Source organism: Streptomyces halobius (assembly GCF_023277745.1).
Classification (GTDB): domain Bacteria; phylum Actinomycetota; class Actinomycetes; order Streptomycetales; family Streptomycetaceae; genus Streptomyces; species Streptomyces halobius.
In genome coordinates this window covers 2,506,166-2,522,399 of the sequence record NZ_CP086322.1, presented here as the reverse complement: position 1 = coordinate 2,522,399, position 16,234 = coordinate 2,506,166, and the positions used below count along the sequence as shown (strand labels likewise).

Genomic DNA, 16,234 nt, shown 5'->3' with positions numbered 1-16,234 from the left:
GGGCGGCCGTAGCCCCACGGCCACGACCGCCCTGTTCGCGGTGACGATGTTCAGGATGCAGGTGTTTCGGTTACTCAGGCAGTCCCGCTACTTCAGTGCGCTGCGCTGCTGCCACTGCGACCAGGTCTCTTGCCACACCTCAAGGCCGTTGCCGACATCGGTCTTGCTGGTGTTGCTGGTGCCCTTCACCTCGACCGTGGAGCCGATCGACAGGAAGTCGTAGACCTTCTTGGCGTCGTTGGTGGTCATACCGAAACAGCCATGGCTGTTGTTGACCACGCCCAGGGACTTGTTCCACGGGGCGGAGTGCAGAAAGGTCCCGGAGGCGGTCAGGTGGGTGACCCACTGCGAGTCCAGCATCCACTCGTTGCCGTGCCCGATGGTGGAGGAGTCCATCGTCTCCGCCGCGTTCTTGCTGCGCACGGTGTGCACACCACCGCGGGTCGGGTCCTGCGGGGAGCCCGCGGAGCCGGTGACGGAGCCGACGTTCCTGCCGTCCTCGTACATGGTCAGGGTGTGCGAGGGGACGTCGATGACGGCCTTGCGGTCGGCGCCGATACGGAAGTCGAAGTTGTAGTCGCGGGCGAACCAGCCGCCCTCACCGGAGTTGATACCGCCCAGTGCGCCCTTCACCGAGACCTTGGTGCCGGCCGGCCAGTAGTCCTTGGGGCGCCAGTCGATGCGGTCCTTGCCGGTCCAGTCCCTGACCCAGCCCCAGGCGCCCTCGACCTTCGGCTGCGAGGTGACCTTCATCGCTTTCTCGATCTCCGCGCGCCTGTCCTTGGCTATCGGGTTGTCGAAGAGAATCGAGATCGGCATACCGGTGCCGACGGTCTGCCCGCCGCCCGGCGTGTTGGTCAGCTTGTTGACCTTGTCGGCCTCCTCCGTGGTGAAGACCGAGGTGGCGGAGGATTCCTTGCCCTCCGTCGACTTCGCCTTCGTCCGCACGGTGTAGGTGGTCTTCGGTTTGACCTTGTTGTCCGACTTCCATGACGAGCCGTCACCGGCCAGCTGTCCGGCGACCTTGGCGCCGTCGTCGTCCTTGACCTCTACCGAGACCAGCTTGCCGCCGTCGGCCTGCACCGATATCCCGGAGCCGAGCTGGGCCGCCTTGCTGCCCCCGGCCGGGGTGACGGTCACCTTGGCCGCGCCCGCGTCCGGCGACGACGCATTGGCACCTCCTCCGCACGCGGTCAGCAGCGCGGCGGCCGCTGTCACGGCGGGTATCAACCGGGCAAGGTGGCGACGTGATCCGGCGTGCACGAGGGTCCCTCCCAAACAGAACAACTGACAGTGGCGGAACCCGGCCCGGTGACGGCATCACCGTCCAGGGCCGTCCGGGCCCGTTCAGGCCCCTCGCATCCGCCGCATATGCAGATGTTTTGTCTGCTTAGGAGGTTGTCCGGAGCATCTGTTGTTTAGGACACGGTTTGATCTCGATGGGTTGCAGTGAAGTGCCGCAAATCGCCTACGCGGGGACGTAGAGGAATACGGAAGTGTTCCGTATCAAACAGGACAAACCGCCTCAAAGTCATGTCAGTCCGTGTATGGCTGTGACCTGTATTGGGGCGTGGGGCCGGGGGCCTCGGTCGTCGGGCCGGGGGTGCCGGGCGCCGGGGGTCCGTCCGGCGCATCGGTCGGTGTCCCGGTGTCCGTCTCGGTCTCCGAGGTCGGCGGGGAGGTCGGGGACTCACCCGGGGATGTGGGCGACTCCGTCCCGGGGGTCTCCGTGGGAGGGCTCGTCGGAGTATCGGTGTCGCCGGTGTCCCCGTTGGGACGCTTGAACCACTGCCCCGTCTCCGGGTCGACGAGGATGAAGATCTCCATCGGGGCCGACGACTTCTCCACAAAGACCACGTTCGAGCGCTGGTATCCCGACCACTTCTCGCCGACCTCCTTCGGCGCCTTGCCCTCGAAGGACACCGGTGGAGTGAGCGGGTTCCCGCAACGGCAGCGCACCCGCGGCAGTCCGCGCGCATCCACCAGCACGGCCGTACCGGTCTGCAGCACCGCCTGGTAGTCGATGGCCTTGCCGTCCTTGTAGCCGTGGTTGGTGACCCGGGTGTCCCGTTGCAGCTGTACGGGTGTCAGGGAGCGTAGATGGGACGGGATCGCGCTCGCGTCCATGTCCAGCACGCCGGCGAACGCTTCGGCCTTCTTCGGGTCGCGCTGCAGGAAGGCGATCTGCTGCTCGACATCGCAGCTCGACGTGCGCTGGCTGCCGCCGTACAGGCCGGACTGCCCGCCGGACACACTGGGCGCGCGATTGCCCTCGGCCGTCGCGCTGGGGGGCACGGCCGGCGCGGTGGCCGCGTCGGACTCATCCGCCGTCGATTTGGTGAAGGGGTCGTCACCTTCGGCGGCTGCGGGCTGGAGGCTCAGCTCGTCCCCGCCGGCCGTGCCGTCCGGACGGGTGAGCACGATGGTCAGGATGATGGCCGCGACCACGGCCACCGAGATGATCACGACCCGCGGCACGGACCGCCACCAGGGCCCGCCGCCCCCAGGACCGCCGCCGTTGCCCCCGCCGCCACCGCCTCCGCCCCCGCCGCCCTCGCCGGGGCCGCCCGGGGGGCCGGGCCGTCCCGGTGCGATGGGCTGTTCCGGCCGGCCCTCGGGCGGGCCTGCACCCACCTGAGTCGGTTCGTGGGAGGGGGCGGAGGGTGTGCCGGACGGGGGGCCGGAGAGTGGTCCGGAGGGCGGTCCGGTGGGGTGGCTGTCCGGCGACGGTGGAGCTGTCACGGGTCCCTCTTCCGGCGCGAGTGGGCCATTCGGCGATGCGGATTTTGCCCTAATTTGTCTAGGTTGAGGTAATTGTGTGCTCGGGTCCCGTGCTGTCCGCAAGCGGGGCGGCCCGTGCGTGCTCACGGTGGTGCGTACAGGAGTTGGCGAGACGTCATGCGGGCCGTCGTGCGAGACGTCTTGGGAGCCGTCGTGCGAGCCGTGCGGCCTGAGAACCGTGAGGTGGCCTCAGTTCGGCGGGCGCGCCTCAGGCCGGATGGCACGTCGGGATCGGACGCGGTTGGTTCGTCGGGATCGGGCGGCGGATCGACCGTCGGGACCGGACGCCGGATCGCTCGTCGGGATCGGGCGGCGGTGGCTCTGGGGCTGGACGGCGGATGACTCGTCGGGATCTCGGACAAAGCGTCGCGCACCGTCCTCCCGCATCCGGATCCTCACCCCGTCCCGTATTCGGGTCGCCACTCCGTCCCGTATCGGGGGATCGCACCGTCCCGTATTCGGATCGTCACTCCGTCCTGCGTCCGGCAGGAGGCAGCGTGAGCCAGATATCCGGTCCCGGTCCCGGTTCGGCCGTCCCCGCGCACCCGGCGGCTCCGGGTGGCGCCACGCCGCCCCTGCGGGCCTGGGGGCAGGCGCTCGCCGCGGCCGCGGCCGGCATCGTCACCATGTGCGTGGTCGCCGCCCTCGATGTCGTGCCGCTGTCGGTGACACTGGCCGGCGCCCTGGTGACGGCCACCGTCTTCCTGGCACCGCTGCGCCACCGGGCGGTGGCGCGCACCGGTGAGCTGCTCGCCCGTATCGCCCGAACGGCCGTGTGCTGGCTGCTGCTTCTGCTGCTCCTCGCACTCTTCGCCCGGAGCAGCTTCACGGTCTCCCTGGGCGACGACATCGCCGACGAAATCGGAGCGGAGCTCGGCGCGACACCCACCATCGGCTCCGCGCCGATGTGCCCGCGACGCTCGGTTTCGGCCTGCTCTGGCTCCTGGCGCTGCTGGCCCTCACCTTCCTCGTCTCCCGTAGGGCCCCGCTCTCCTCCCGACTGCTGCACTTCCAGAACTCCGTACGGCCGCCCGCCTTCGCGATGCTGCTGGTGCTGCTCTGCTACGCGGTGATCGGGCTGATCGTCGGCGTGATCGTGCTCATCACCGAGGGGCATCCCGCCGAGACGCTCGCCGTGCTGTTGCTCGGGCTGCCGAACCTGGCCTGGATCGCGCTCGGCGTCGGCACCGGCGGCGCCTGGACCGGCCATGTCGACAAGGCCCCTGCTGCCGGAACTCCTCCGGCTGGTGGGGGCGGGCGCGGTCCGGGGCCTGGCCACCGGCTATCTCGGCAGTGTGCCGGCGCGGCGGGTACGACACCCGGGCGAAGTCCGGGACGCGGGGGCGGCCGGTCGGGGTACCAGAGGCGGCGGGGCGGGCTGAGGGGCGGGTGGCCCGACGGGCGCCTGACGGGGGCGGGGCCGACGGGCCACACTCTTGCCTGAGGGGCGAGGGGCGAGGGGCGAGGGGCGAGGGGCGACCGGCGCCCGACGGTGAGCCGGCGTTGGGCAGTTGGCTTTCCTCCCGGGCCTTCCTCCCGCGCCCCCGCCGTGTCCCGGCCTCCGTCCGGCCGTCACGGAGCGCTGTCGACGACCCGGCTGCACGGCCCCGTTCCCCTCCGCCGTCATCCCTCGCGGCCGGGGAACACCGGCGTGGCCCAGCGAGGCGGCGGTGGGGGAGCCGCGCTCCGTGGCCCCTGGGCCGGCCCCGCGTCCACCCGTGTCGGGGTGCGGCATCGCCGTTCCGCCGCTGTTCGAGCGGATGCCGGAGGACGTCCGGGCGGTCCTCAACAGCGGTATCACGCTGGGCAGTCTCACCGCGATCCTGCTGAATCTCTTCTTCAACGTGATCGCGCGCCGCAAGTCGATGGAGATCGACTGGGACGAGATCGAGGACAGCGACCCGACGGACCCGCACCTGGGCACCGCCACAGAGCTCAGAGGTACGGATCGCCAGTGTCCCTGTGAAGCGAAGGCCCAGGGCCGACGCCCGGAAGATGCAAGGGTGTTACTCCCTGGTGTTGGATTGCTGTGGATTTCGGTCATCAAATTGCTTATGGGTACAGGTGGTTGAGGAGTGCCTATCGGGCGGATGAAGCGAAGTACGGGAGTTGGCCGGGATCGTCGGCGTCCGAGGCGTTCTGGATGCAGGGGTCTGGCAATACAGGCAGCCGTAATGAGAGTGTTACACGGACGAAGATGCAGCTTCACAGTGATCGTTGAGGCTGGTGTTGTCGCCGGGGCCCGCCGAGCGGGGTTCCGTCGACAACAGTGAATGAGATCCGGTCCTCCCCCCACAATCCGAATCAGGATAGGGCCTCCAATGCGAATATTCCTGGATCGCGCTCGCGCGCTCCGAGGCTTAATACCCGCGCGTCCCGACGAGGCAGGCCGACGCGCGGAAAGACAGACTCCAGGCCCTGTCCGACGGACAGGGCCTCTCGGTGCCTCCGTTACGTGTCCTTCTCATGCATCCGCACGGGAGCTTCCCTGTATCCCTGTCCGCGCGCTTCCCTGCATTCCCCTCCGGGGCAGACCTCGCCACGCCGCCTCCGGCGTCAGATGAAGTAGCCCTCAGGCAAGGCCGCTTGAGCCTCCCTCTGTGTGTGTACGGCCACTGCAAAGGCCGCTGACCGCTTTCTGGCGTCGAGCGGCCGCAGCCCGTCGTGCCCTCGGCCTCAGGCCGCCGCCCCCTGGTCCGCACTCCCGCTCCCCCATGGCGACCGGGCCGGCTTTCGCGTGCCTCCGTGCAAGATCCGTGCAAGAAAGGACATTCCCGGTGCTCACTTCGCACCAATCAGGCCCCCAGGACTCATCCGTAGCGCTGCTCGGCAGCGCGGACACCAGAGTCCACACCGGTGTCACCCCCTACACCGAACCCGCCGACGCTCCCCACGCCGGCGCCTCCCACTCGGCCACCGACCATGCGGCCACCGCCCACGCCGATGTCCCCACCGTCGGCGGCCATGTGCTGGTCGTCGGCCGGCCGGGACCGCGTCTGGACGGGCTGACGCACAGCCTGCGGTCGACCGGACACCAGGTCAGCCACGCCCTGCCCGGACAGGTGAGCCAGCAGGTCCAGCAGGCACACCCGGACGCGGTCGTCGCCCTGGAGGAGCAGCACGAAGACCACTACGCGAGTGATGAAGACCCCCACGGGGGCCATGAAGACCACCGAGGGGGCTATGAACACCACTACGGGGGTTATGAACACCCCGCATATCAGGGACACCAAGAACACCACGAACACCACGGGCACCACAGCCCGCAGCCGAGCCGGATGCCGGACCACCGGCGTCCCGGGCTCGATCTGATACGTGAGGTCCGCACCGTCCCGGGCGGGCGTGCCCTGCCGCTGGTCATGGTCACCGCCGGGCAGGGACCCGCCGGTGTGGCCGACATGCTGCGCGGCGGCGCCGACGATTGCATACCCGAGGCGTCCGCTCCGGTCGAGCTGTCCGCCCGTATCGAGGCCAAACTCCGCCGCGTCCCGGTCCCCGTCGAGAATCTGCCCCTGGACCCGCGCACCGGCCTGTACTCCTCCGCGCACTTCCTGGACGAGCTCGACCGGGAACTCCAGCGTCCGGAGGCGGGCCGCCGTGGCGGGGTCATCGCCATGGTCGGGGTGGCCGAGATGGGCGCTCTGGAAGCCCGGCTCGGGCCGCGGGTACGCCGGGAGGTCGCCGAGCGGCTGGCGGGTGTGGCGGAGCGGCTCGGCAGCTTCTGCGACCGGCTGGGCTGGGACGACGCCGGGCATCTGCTCATGCTGATGCCCGGCGTCGACGAGGAGACGGCACGCCGTGGGCTGCGGAGGTTCGCCGGCACCGTGGCCGGCACCCGGTTCATCGTCGCGGACGAGAACGTCCGGCTGACCCCGGCCGTCGGCTGGCTGCCGCTGGCCGAATGCCCCGACGGCACACAGGCGCTCGGCCGCGCGCGGGACGCGGTCCAGGAAGCCATCCGTCACCGGGATCTGCAGCCCGTCAGATACGCCCCTTGGATGCGCGGCGCACCGCACCGCCACCGGCGCCGCCCGCTCAGCTCGCTGATCCGCCCCGCGCTCTCGGCGCTGTCCCCGGTCCTGGCGCTGGTGCTCGGTGTGGCGGTGCCGTTCGCGCTCTATCAGCAGATGTACGAGCTGGGCTGGGACCTCGGCTCGGCCATGTACTGGGTGGTGGTGGCCGGACTCGTCCTCTCCGCGCTGCTCATCGTCCTGGAGTGCCTGTACTCGCTCGACGCGACACCACGCCCCGAGAAACCGGGCCGGCCCTATCCGCCGGCCAGCGCCGTCATCGCCGCGTATCTGCCCAATGAGGCCGCGACCATCGTCGACACCGTCGAATCGTTCCTCCGCCTCGACTACCCCAACGAGCTGGAGATCGTCCTCGCGTACAACACACCGCACCCCCTGCCCGTCGAGGACACGCTCCGCGACATCGCGGCCCGCGACCCGCGGCTGGTGCTGCTGCCCGTCGCCGGCAGTACGTCCAAGGCGCAGAACATCAACGCCGCCGTCACCCGCGTCCGCGGCGAGTTCGTCGGCATCTTCGACGCCGACCACCACCCGGCCCCGACCTCCTTCCGGGACGCCTGGCACTGGCTGTCCAACGGCTATGACGTGGTGCAGGGCCACTGCGTGATCCGCAACGGTGACAGCTCCCGGGTCGCGAAGCTGGTCGCGGTGGAGTTCGAGGCGATCTACGCGGTCAGCCACCCGGGACGCACCCGGCTCTTCGGCTTCGGCGTCTTCGGCGGCTCGAACGGTTTCTGGCGTACGGATCTGCTCGCCCGGACCCGTATGCACGGATCGATGCTGACCGAGGACATCGACTCGACGCTGCGCGCACTGAACGAGGGCTCCCGCTTCGCCGTCGACCGCACGCTGATCTCCCGTGAACTGGCGCCCACCACGCTGAAGGCACTGTGGAACCAGCGGTCGCGTTGGGCCCAGGGCTGGCTCCAGGTCTCGCTCAAGCACCTGTGGCGAGGGCTGCGTTCGCCCGTCTTCACGGCACGTCAGAAGCTGGGGATGTTCGTTCTGCTGGGCTGGCGAGAGGTGCAGCCCTGGCTGACGCTGCAGATCCTCCCCATCCTCCTCTACTCGGTGTGGCGCGCGGGTGGCTTCGAGCGGCTGGACTGGGCGGTGCCGGTCTGCGTCCTGGCCGTGGTGTTCACGCTGGCCGCCGGGCCGGTGCAGGCACTGTTCGCCTGGCGGCTGGCGGTACCCGAACTGCGGCAGCGCCGCCCCTGGTTCTGGTCGTACCTCTTCGTATCGACCTTCTTCTACAGTCACTTCAAGAACATGGTGGCCCGACAGGCCCACCTGAAGGAGGCGTTGGGCGACCGGCAGTGGCGGGTCACCCCGCGAGCGGCCGGGAAGGCGGTGGCCCGCCGATGAGCACGGTGTCAAAAGCCCGTCCGGCAACCACCCCCGCCTCCAAGCGGTCCCGTTCGCCGGAAGGTGCGCCCGCCCGCAGCCGGGCCGGCGACATCGACGGCTTCCGCGGGCTCGCCGCGCTGAGCACCGTCGTCTTCCACGTCTGGCAGCAGTACTTCCGCTACGACGCGAACGGCGTCCACCCACCGGTCGACAACGCCTACCTGGGGGCCGTCCTCTCCTTCGAAGTCATCGACCTCTTCTTCGTGCTGTCCGCGTACCTGCTGACGCTGTCGTACGCGCGCGCCGCGATCGACGGCGGGTCGACCCGGCCCGCCCGGGTGTTCCTCTTCCGGCGCGCGATCCGGATCCTGCCGCTGTACTTCCTCGCGGTCCTGGTCGTCTGGGCGACCCGCAATCCCACCCTGCCCGGCAACTGGCAGGATCTGGTCGAGCACCTCACCTTCACCCATGTCTTCGACCAGCAGCGGATCTTCTACACCCTGGGCCCCACCTGGTCGCTGTCGCTGGAGGTGCTGTTCTACTTCGTGCTCGTCGGCCTGGGGCCGCTGGCGGTACGCGCCTGCCGGCAGCTGCGGCAGCGGCGCACCCGGGTGGCCGTGTGCGCGGGCGGGTGCCTGCTGCTGTACGTCATCCCGCTGGTCTGGATCGCGGTCGCCCACTATGTGTACGGGGTGCCGCACACCCACTGGGCGGTGTACTTCGGCCCGCAGGCCCGGTTCGGCGGATTCGCCGTGGGCATGGGGCTGGCCGTGCTGATGGTCGCCCTGGGCGACCGCGGCAGACTGCACCGGGGCTCGGCGCTCCCCCTGTCCATGGCCGCACTCGCCGGTCTCTACGCTCTCTCCCTCCTCTCCGCCCCTGAGAACTTCACCTTCACCTTCTACCACCCGCTCGCCTCCGCCCTCTGGATGGTTCTGCTCTTCAGCACTCTCCACATACACCGGCGGACCCGCTGGAACCGCCTGCTGACGGCCCGCTGGCTGACCGCCGTCGGACTGGTCAGCTACAGCCTCTTCATCTGGCACGAGCCGGTCATGCTCCAGCTCCACAAATCCGGTCTGCTGCCCGCGGGCCAGGCGGGCTTCCCGCTCGCCCTTGTGATCGTGCTGCTGGCGGCGCTGCCCACGGCGGTGCTGAGTTACTGGCTCATCGAGTACCCGGCGGGTCTGCTCGCCCGTCTCAAGGACAACAGCGGCCGGCCACGCGATTTCTATCCGGAACCGGCCATCCGCTGAGCGCGGCCGGAGGCCCGTTCCCCGAGCGCCCCAGGCCCTGTCCCGCGAAGTACCGGGGCAGGGCCTGGGGGATTCCTGCCCTCGTCCCCCGGAGGCCGGTCGGACCGGCCGGACTCGCCGACGTCTATCTCCTCAAAGCGCGTACGCCGAGGGCGCTCGCTCTCGCCGCCTTCCTTGAGGAGCTCGGTGCCCCGGTGCTCAACAAGGCGTGGCGCCCTAACCCTCTTCATAAGCGGCCCTTTTGGAAATGCAAAGCGGCCTTATGAGGGTAAATCTCGTCGCATGTGGGGTGTGGTGTGGTGTGTCCGGTACCCCTTGGAAGAGGTGCTTCCGGTAATTCCACGCGTGGTAGTGCGGTATGCGACGGGCAGTAGTCGCACGCATATGCGGAATTGTGCATTCGTTGAAACAGGTATTTCCGGCCGAACTCGGATCAACGGTCGGTTGCGGGGTGTCGCGGTCCGACAACACGATCGGACGCAGATCCCGCATGCCGCCCGGCCGTGAGGCGCTCATCCGGCATGCCTGTCTCCGAGGAGGACCTGTGAACGATCGGATGAGTCTCGGCCCGGATGCGGCACGGCAACTCGCGACGACCACCAAGACCACTCCGCAGATGCGCGGCATCACCCCGCGCTATCTCCTGCGCGCCCTGCCCTGGGTGGACGTCGAATCCGGTGTCTTCCGCGTCAACCGCCGCCGTACGTACGTCCTCGGCGACGACCGCATCAGCACCCACACCGACGGCGGTTCGCCGCGCATCGTCCCCGGTGACCTGCGGGAACTGCCGTACCTGCGGGAGGCCGACGAATCGCTGCTCGGCGAACTGGCCGGTGCCTTCACGGAGGTCACCTTCGAGGCCGGGGACATGCTGGCCCAGGACGGTGACTCACACGACCGGCTGTGGATGCTGGTCCAGGGGCGCGCCGAGAAGCGGTCCAGCGGCCGCTACGGCGAGGACGCGCTGCTCGAAGTGATCGGCGACGGCCAGTTCTTCGACCTCGCCGCCTGGACCCGCGCCGAGCCCATGCCGTACCGCGTCAAGGCGCTCACCCCCGGCGTGGCCCTGTGCGTCGAACGCAGCGTGCTCACCGGGCTGTGCGAACGCGACGCGGCCGTGCGGGAAGCGCTGGACGCCTACCTCGCCACGGGCGAGGTGATGGCGGGCGCCGAGGTGCCGGTCGATCTCACCGCCGGGCACGACGGCGAACCCGACCTCCCCGGGACGTTCGTCGACTACGAGGACACGCCCCGCGAGTACCACATGACCCTCGCGCAGACCGTGCTGCGCGTCCACACCCGCGTCTCCGACCTCTACAACGGCCCCATCGACCAGACCCGGGCCCAGTCCAACCTCACCGTGCACGCGCTGCGCGAGCGGCAGGAGGCCTCGCTGCTCAACCACCCGCAGTTCGGCCTCTTCAACAATGTCGCCCCGGGACAGCGGGTGCAGTCGCGCACCGGTGCCCCGACGCCCGACGACCTGGACGAGCTGCTGTCGCGGGTCTGGAAGCAGCCCGGCTACTTCCTCGCCCACCCCAAGGCCATCGCCGCGTTCGGCCGGGAGTGTACGCGGCGGGGGGTGCCCCCGGTCATCGACAACCGGTTCGGCAGCCCGCTGCTGACCTGGCGGGGAGTCCCGCTGCTGCCCTCCGACAAGGTGCGGTTCTCCGGTGGCGGGGGCATCGGCACCACCGAGATCCTGCTGATGCGCGTGGGCGAGGCCGAGCAGGGCGTGGTGGGTCTGCGTCCCGCGAAGGTCAACGACGAGGTCGAACCCGGGCTGGCGATGCGCAACATGGGCGTCGACCAGAAGGGCATCACGTCGTACCTGATGACGGCGTACTTCAACGCCGCGGTGCTGGTGGAGGACGCGACCGCGGTGCTCCAGAACGTCGAGGTGTCCAACTACCATGACTACTCCTGACGTTATGGGGGGCCTGCCGTCGGCGACGGTGCTGAATCCGCTGGGCGGCGGGCTGTCGGGCATGGACTCGCAGAGCGTGGATCCGCAGAGCGTGGCGGTGCCGGCGGGGACGGTGAGGCCAGCGGTGCCGGCGGGCGCGGAGGCCGTCGCGCCTTCAGTCGGTCTGCCGGGCCCAACTGCCCTACCGGGCCCAGGCGGTGTGCCGACCTCCGGCGCCGTGCCGACCTCGGGCGGTGTGCCGACCTCCGGCGCCGTGCCGACCTCCGGTCTCCCCGCCGATCAACCCCCCGCCTTCTCACCCGAGATGGCCCGCAGGGACTTTCCGATCCTGCACCGGACCGTGAACGGGCACCCGCTGGTCTGGCTGGACAACGGGGCCACGACGCAGAAGCCGCGTCAGGTGATCGAGGCGGTGGCCGGCTTCTACGGTGCGGCCAACTCCAATATCCACCGCGGCGCGCACACCATGGCCCGGGAGGCCACCGAGGCGTACGAAGCGGGCCGGGCGGCGGTCGCCCAGTTCCTGGGGGCCGGGTCCCCGGAGGGCATCGTCTTTGTACGCGGCACCACCGAGGCGATCAACCTCGTCGCCCAGAGCTGGGGACGGGCCAACCTCGGCCCCGGCGACGACATCCTGGTGCCGGTCCTGGAACACCATTCCAATATCGTCCCCTGGCAGCTGGTCGCCAAGGAGACCCGGGCCCGGGTGGTCCCCGTACCGCTGCGGCCGGACGGGCAGATCGACCTCGACAAGTACGCCGATCTGCTGTCCATGCGGACCCAACTGGTCGCGATCAGCCATGCCTCGAACGTGCTCGGTACCGTCCCGCCGGTGCGGGAGATGACCGCGCTCGCGCACCGCTACGGGGCGAAGGTACTGGTGGACGGGGCGCAGGCGGTGGCGCACTTCCCCGTCGACGTGCGGGACCTGGACGCGGACTTCTACGTCTTCTCCGGTCACAAGCTGTTCGCCCCCACGGGCATCGGCGCCCTGTACGCGAAGCCGGAGATCCTGCGGGAGATGGCGCCGTGGCAGGGCGGCGGCAACATGATCGACTCGGTGGAGTTCGGCCGTACCACCTTCGCGCTCGTACCCCACCTCCTGGAGGCCGGTACCGGGCATATCTCCGGGGTGGTCGGCATGCTGTCCGCGCTGAACTGGCTGACGTCCTTCGACCGGGACGCCATCGCCGCATACGAGTCCGCACTGATGGCGTACGCGCAGCAAGCCCTGGCCACGGTCCCGGGGCTTGAGGTGCTGGGCTCCGCACCCGACCGGATCGCCGTCCTCACCTTCACCCTCGCCGGCCACGATCCGGCGGAGATCGCCGACTGGCTGGATCGGGACGGCATCGCGATCCGGGCCGGCCATCACTGTGCCCAGCCGGCACTGGCCCACTACGGCCTGGAGAGCGCGGCCCGTGCGTCTCTCGCGCTCTACAACACATCCGAGGAGGTGGACCAACTGGTGGCGTCGCTGCGGCGATTGCAGGAGGACGCCTGACGCCGCCGCGCGGTATCAGCGGCGTCGAGATCAAGCGGTGTCGAGCGGTGTTCAGCCGAGGGCGGTTGCGTCATCGGATACCGCTACCGGAGCGGATACCGGTAGCGGGTCGCCGATGAGGCAACCGCCTGGACTCGCTAAGCGGTCGCGTACACGCCGGTCGCGAACTCCGCGATCTGCTTGTCGCTGAGGTTCTTGGCGACATTGGCCTCAGTGATCATGCCGACCAGGCGGTGGCCGCCCTTGACGTCGATCACCGGCAGCCGCTTGATGTGGTTGTTCTCCATGACCTCCAGCGCCTCGGTGGCCTCCGCGTCGGCGTCGATCCAGAACAGATCCCCGCTCAGCGTGCCGGCCTGTACGGTCGCCGGGTCAATCCCATCGGCGCAACAGGTGACGACGATGTCGCGGTCGGTGATCACGCCGGTAATCCTGTTGTTGTCACCGCAGATGGGCAGGCAACCGACGTCCAGATCGCGCATCATCCTCGCCGCGTCGTACAGCGACTCGTGTGCACCGACGCACTGCGCCCCGCTGGACATGATGTCTCGGGCTCGAAGGTTCTTGGCCATGATTCCTCCCGCCTTCGCAGCAATGCTTGCTTCGCCTTCGATGACACCACGAATGGCCCCATGACGCTTCCCGGGAGAGGGGCCTGGGCCGTGCGCGTCGGGCGGGCTCGTGATATGGACGAGCGCCGGGGTGCCGATGTGGTCCGAATGGGTGAGCGGCCTGCATGCGCCCGTCTCAAACGGGCGTGTGGATGTACGGGGGATGGGTGCGGCTGTGCGCGTACCACCGCACCCATCCCCGCGTGCCGTTGAGGAACGCCATCACACTGCGCTTCGGTCGAAAAGCGGAGCGTGTTCGTGGCGTGTCCGGATCGGCTCGGCATGTGGGCCCGGCTCGGCGGCAACCGCGAGTGGCACCGCACCAGCGGTGCCAGGGCGCGAGGGGGCGTGAGCGGGCCGTCGGCCGGAACGGGGCCGCCCCGGCCGGGCAGGGTGCCGGCCGGGGCGGATCGGACGCGGTGCGGACCGCGGGCGGACCGCGGTGCGGTCCTCCACGGTCCGGCGTCGGCCTCTCGTCGTCTCGCGTCAGCCGAGCGTCGCGAGAGCCTGGTTGAGGGTCGCCGACGGACGCATCACGGCCGCGGCCTTGGCGGCGTCGGGATGGTAGTAGCCGCCGATGTCGGCCGGCGAGCCCTGCACCGCGACCAACTCGTCGACGATCGTCCGCTCCTGCTCGGTCAGCGTCTTGGCGAGCGGCGCGAACGCCTCCGCCAGCTGCGTGTCGTCGGTCTGCTTCGCCAGCTCCTGCGCCCAGTAGAGCGCCAGGTAGAAGTGGCTGCCGCGGTTGTCGATGCCACCGACGCGGCGGCTCGGCGACTTGTTCTCGTTGAGGAAGGTGCCGGTCGCGCGGTCGAGGGTGCTGGCGAGCACCTGGGCGCGCGCGTTGCCCGTCGTCTGCGCGAGGTGCTCGAAGCTGGCCGCGAGCGCGAAGAACTCGCCCAGGCTGTCCCAGCGCAGGTAGTTCTCCTTGACCAGCTGCTGGACGTGCTTGGGAGCGGAGCCGCCGGCACCGGTCTCGAACAGCCCGCCACCGTTCATGAGCGGGACGACCGACAGCATCTTGGCGCTGGTGCCCAGCTCCAGGATCGGGAACAGGTCGGTCAGGTAGTCACGCAGCACATTGCCGGTGACCGAGATGGTGTTCTCGCCCCGGCGGATGCGCTCCAGGGAGAACTTGGTCGCCTCGACCGGCGACATGATCTCGATCCGCAGCCCCTCGGTGTCGTGCTCGGGGAGGTACTGCCTGACCTTCTTGATCAGCTGTGCGTCGTGCGCGCGGTGCTCGTCGAGCCAGAAGACGGCCGGGTCGCCGGTCGCGCGGGCGCGGGTGACGGCGAGCTTGACCCAGTCCCGGATCGGAGCGTCCTTGGCCTGGCACATACGGAAGATGTCGCCGGCGCCCACGGTCTGCTCCAGGACGACGTTGCCGCTCTCGTCGAGGACCCGCACCTCACCCGTGGCGGGGATCTCGAAGGTCTTGTCGTGGCTGCCGTACTCCTCGGCCTTCTGCGCCATGAGGCCGACGTTCGGCACCGAGCCCATGGTCGACGGGTCGAAGGCGCCGTTCGCCCGGCAGTCCTCGATGACGGCCTGGTAGACGCCGGAGTAGCTGCTGTCGGGCAGCACCGCGAGGGTGTCGTGCTCCTCGCCGTCCGGGCCCCACATGTGGCCGGAGGTGCGGATCATGGCCGGCATGGAGGCATCGACGATGACGTCCGACGGGACGTGCAGGTTGGTGATGCCCTTGTCGGAGTCGACCATGGCCAGCTCCGGGCCGTCGGCGAGCTCGGCGTCGAAGGACGCCTTGATCTCGGCGCCCTCGGGCAGCGACTCCAGGCCCTGGTGGATGCCGCCGAGACCGTCGTTCGGGGTGAGGCCGGCGGCGGCGAGCGCCTCGCCGTACTCGGCGAAGGTCTTCGGGAAGAAGGCGCGCACCACGTGACCGAAGATGATCGGGTCGGAGACCTTCATCATCGTGGCCTTGAGGTGCACCGAGAACAGCACGCCCTCGGCCTTGGCGCGGGCGACCTGCGCCATGAGGAACTCGCGCAGCGGCGCGACGCGCATGACGGAGGCGTCGACGACCTCGCCGGCCAGCACCGGGACCGACTCACGCAGCACGGTGGTGCTGCCGTCGTCGCCCGCCAGCTCGATGCGCAGCGAGCCGTCCTCGGCGATGACGGCGGACTTCTCGGTGGAGCGGAAGTCGTCGGTGCCCATGGTGGCGACGTTCGTCTTCGAGTCGGCCGTCCAGGCACCCATCCGGTGCGGGTGCGCCTTGGCGTAGTTCTTGACCGACGCGGGGGCGCGGCGGTCGGAGTTGCCCTCACGCAGCACCGGGTTCACGGCGCTGCCCTTGACCTTGTCGTAGCGCGCGCGGACGTCCTTTTCCTCATCGGTCTTGGGGTCGTCCGGGTAGTCCGGCAGCGCGTAGCCCTGCTGCTGCAGCTCGGCGATGGCCGCCTTGAGCTGCGGAATCGAAGCCGAGATGTTCGGCAGCTTGATGATGTTCGCCTCGGGAGTCTTGGCCAGTCGGCCGAGCTCGGCCAGCGCGTCGTCGATGCGCCGGCCCTCCTCAAGACGCTCGGGGAAGCTGGCGATGATCCGTCCCGCCAGGGAGATGTCACGCGTCTCCACACGCACCCCGGCCGTCGAGGCGTACGCCTGGACCACGGGCAAGAACGAATGCGTTGCCAGGGCAGGGGCCTCGTCAGTGTGTGTGTAGATGATGGTCGAGTCAGTCACCGGGTGCTCCGCTCCACGTCTGCAACATTGCTCGACATCAAGATATCTCGTGATCGTGCCGGTCTCGAAAG

9 protein-coding genes and 2 pseudogenes are annotated in these 16,234 nt (G+C 69.5%); 7 read left to right on the top strand and 4 right to left on the bottom strand.

What is annotated here, in order from left to right:
* Nucleotides 1-87: 87 nt before the first annotated feature.
* Both K9S39_RS11840 and K9S39_RS11835 read right to left on the bottom strand, forming a co-directional pair.
* The gene (locus tag K9S39_RS11840; RefSeq protein WP_248863311.1) at nt 88-1,218 is read right to left on the bottom strand and encodes a L,D-transpeptidase; all 1,131 of its coding nucleotides are present in this window, start codon (nt 1,216-1,218) and stop codon (nt 88-90) included.
* Nucleotides 1,219-1,536: 318 nt separating this feature from the next.
* Nucleotides 1,537-2,478: a DUF6777 domain-containing protein gene (locus K9S39_RS11835; protein ID WP_248863310.1), complete on the bottom strand. Its 942-nt coding sequence runs from the start codon at nt 2,476-2,478 to the stop codon at nt 1,537-1,539.
* 641 nt (nt 2,479-3,119) lie between these two features.
* Here K9S39_RS11835 and K9S39_RS42985 point away from each other — a divergent pair.
* The 7 genes and pseudogenes from K9S39_RS42985 (at nt 3,120) to K9S39_RS11795 (ending at nt 12,846) form a co-directional block, all read left to right on the top strand.
* Nucleotides 3,120-4,225, top strand: a pseudogene (locus K9S39_RS42985) (streptophobe family protein).
* A gap of 316 nt (nt 4,226-4,541) precedes the next feature.
* Nucleotides 4,542-4,853: a hypothetical protein gene (locus K9S39_RS11820; protein WP_248863308.1), complete on the top strand. Its 312-nt coding sequence runs from the start codon at nt 4,542-4,544 to the stop codon at nt 4,851-4,853.
* Between the two features lie 705 nt (nt 4,854-5,558).
* Nucleotides 5,559-8,177 (top strand): glycosyltransferase, encoded by a 2,619-nt coding sequence (locus K9S39_RS11815; protein WP_248863307.1) that lies wholly within the window; start codon nt 5,559-5,561, stop codon nt 8,175-8,177.
* Nucleotides 8,174-9,415: an acyltransferase family protein gene (locus K9S39_RS11810; RefSeq protein WP_248863306.1), complete on the top strand. Its 1,242-nt coding sequence runs from the start codon at nt 8,174-8,176 to the stop codon at nt 9,413-9,415. Before K9S39_RS11815 ends, K9S39_RS11810 begins: the two co-directional genes overlap by 4 nt.
* Nucleotides 9,412-9,624, top strand: a pseudogene (locus tag K9S39_RS42980) (hypothetical protein); the annotation flags it as partial. The gene K9S39_RS11810 and the pseudogene K9S39_RS42980, both read left to right, overlap by 4 nt.
* 335 nt (nt 9,625-9,959) lie before the next feature.
* On the top strand, nt 9,960-11,342 hold the full coding sequence (locus K9S39_RS11800; RefSeq protein WP_248863305.1) for a family 2B encapsulin nanocompartment shell protein: 1,383 nt from the start codon (nt 9,960-9,962) through the stop codon (nt 11,340-11,342).
* Nucleotides 11,329-12,846, top strand: coding sequence for a cysteine desulfurase (locus K9S39_RS11795; RefSeq protein WP_248863304.1), 1,518 nt, complete (start codon nt 11,329-11,331; stop codon nt 12,844-12,846). Before K9S39_RS11800 ends, K9S39_RS11795 begins: the two co-directional genes overlap by 14 nt.
* 137 nt (nt 12,847-12,983) lie before the next feature.
* Here the strand turns inward: K9S39_RS11795 and K9S39_RS11790 are convergent, their stop codons facing one another.
* Together K9S39_RS11790 and K9S39_RS11785 are read right to left on the bottom strand one after the other, a co-directional pair.
* Complete coding sequence (locus K9S39_RS11790) at nt 12,984-13,418, bottom strand: CBS domain-containing protein (protein WP_248863303.1); 435 nt, start codon at nt 13,416-13,418, stop codon at nt 12,984-12,986.
* Between the two features lie 525 nt (nt 13,419-13,943).
* Nucleotides 13,944-16,163: an NADP-dependent isocitrate dehydrogenase gene (locus tag K9S39_RS11785; RefSeq protein WP_248863302.1), complete on the bottom strand. Its 2,220-nt coding sequence runs from the start codon at nt 16,161-16,163 to the stop codon at nt 13,944-13,946.
* Nucleotides 16,164-16,234: the final 71 nt, after the last annotated feature.

Coding starts and splice junctions, on each gene's coding strand:
- K9S39_RS11820 (WP_248863308.1), top strand. CDS start 4,542: ATGCCGGAGGACGTCCGGGCGGTCCTCAACAGCGGTATCACGCTGGGC.
- K9S39_RS11810 (WP_248863306.1), top strand. CDS start 8,174: ATGAGCACGGTGTCAAAAGCCCGTCCGGCAACCACCCCCGCCTCCAAG.
- K9S39_RS11795 (WP_248863304.1), top strand. CDS start 11,329: ATGACTACTCCTGACGTTATGGGGGGCCTGCCGTCGGCGACGGTGCTG.
- K9S39_RS11790 (WP_248863303.1), bottom strand. CDS start 13,418: ATGGCCAAGAACCTTCGAGCCCGAGACATCATGTCCAGCGGGGCGCAG.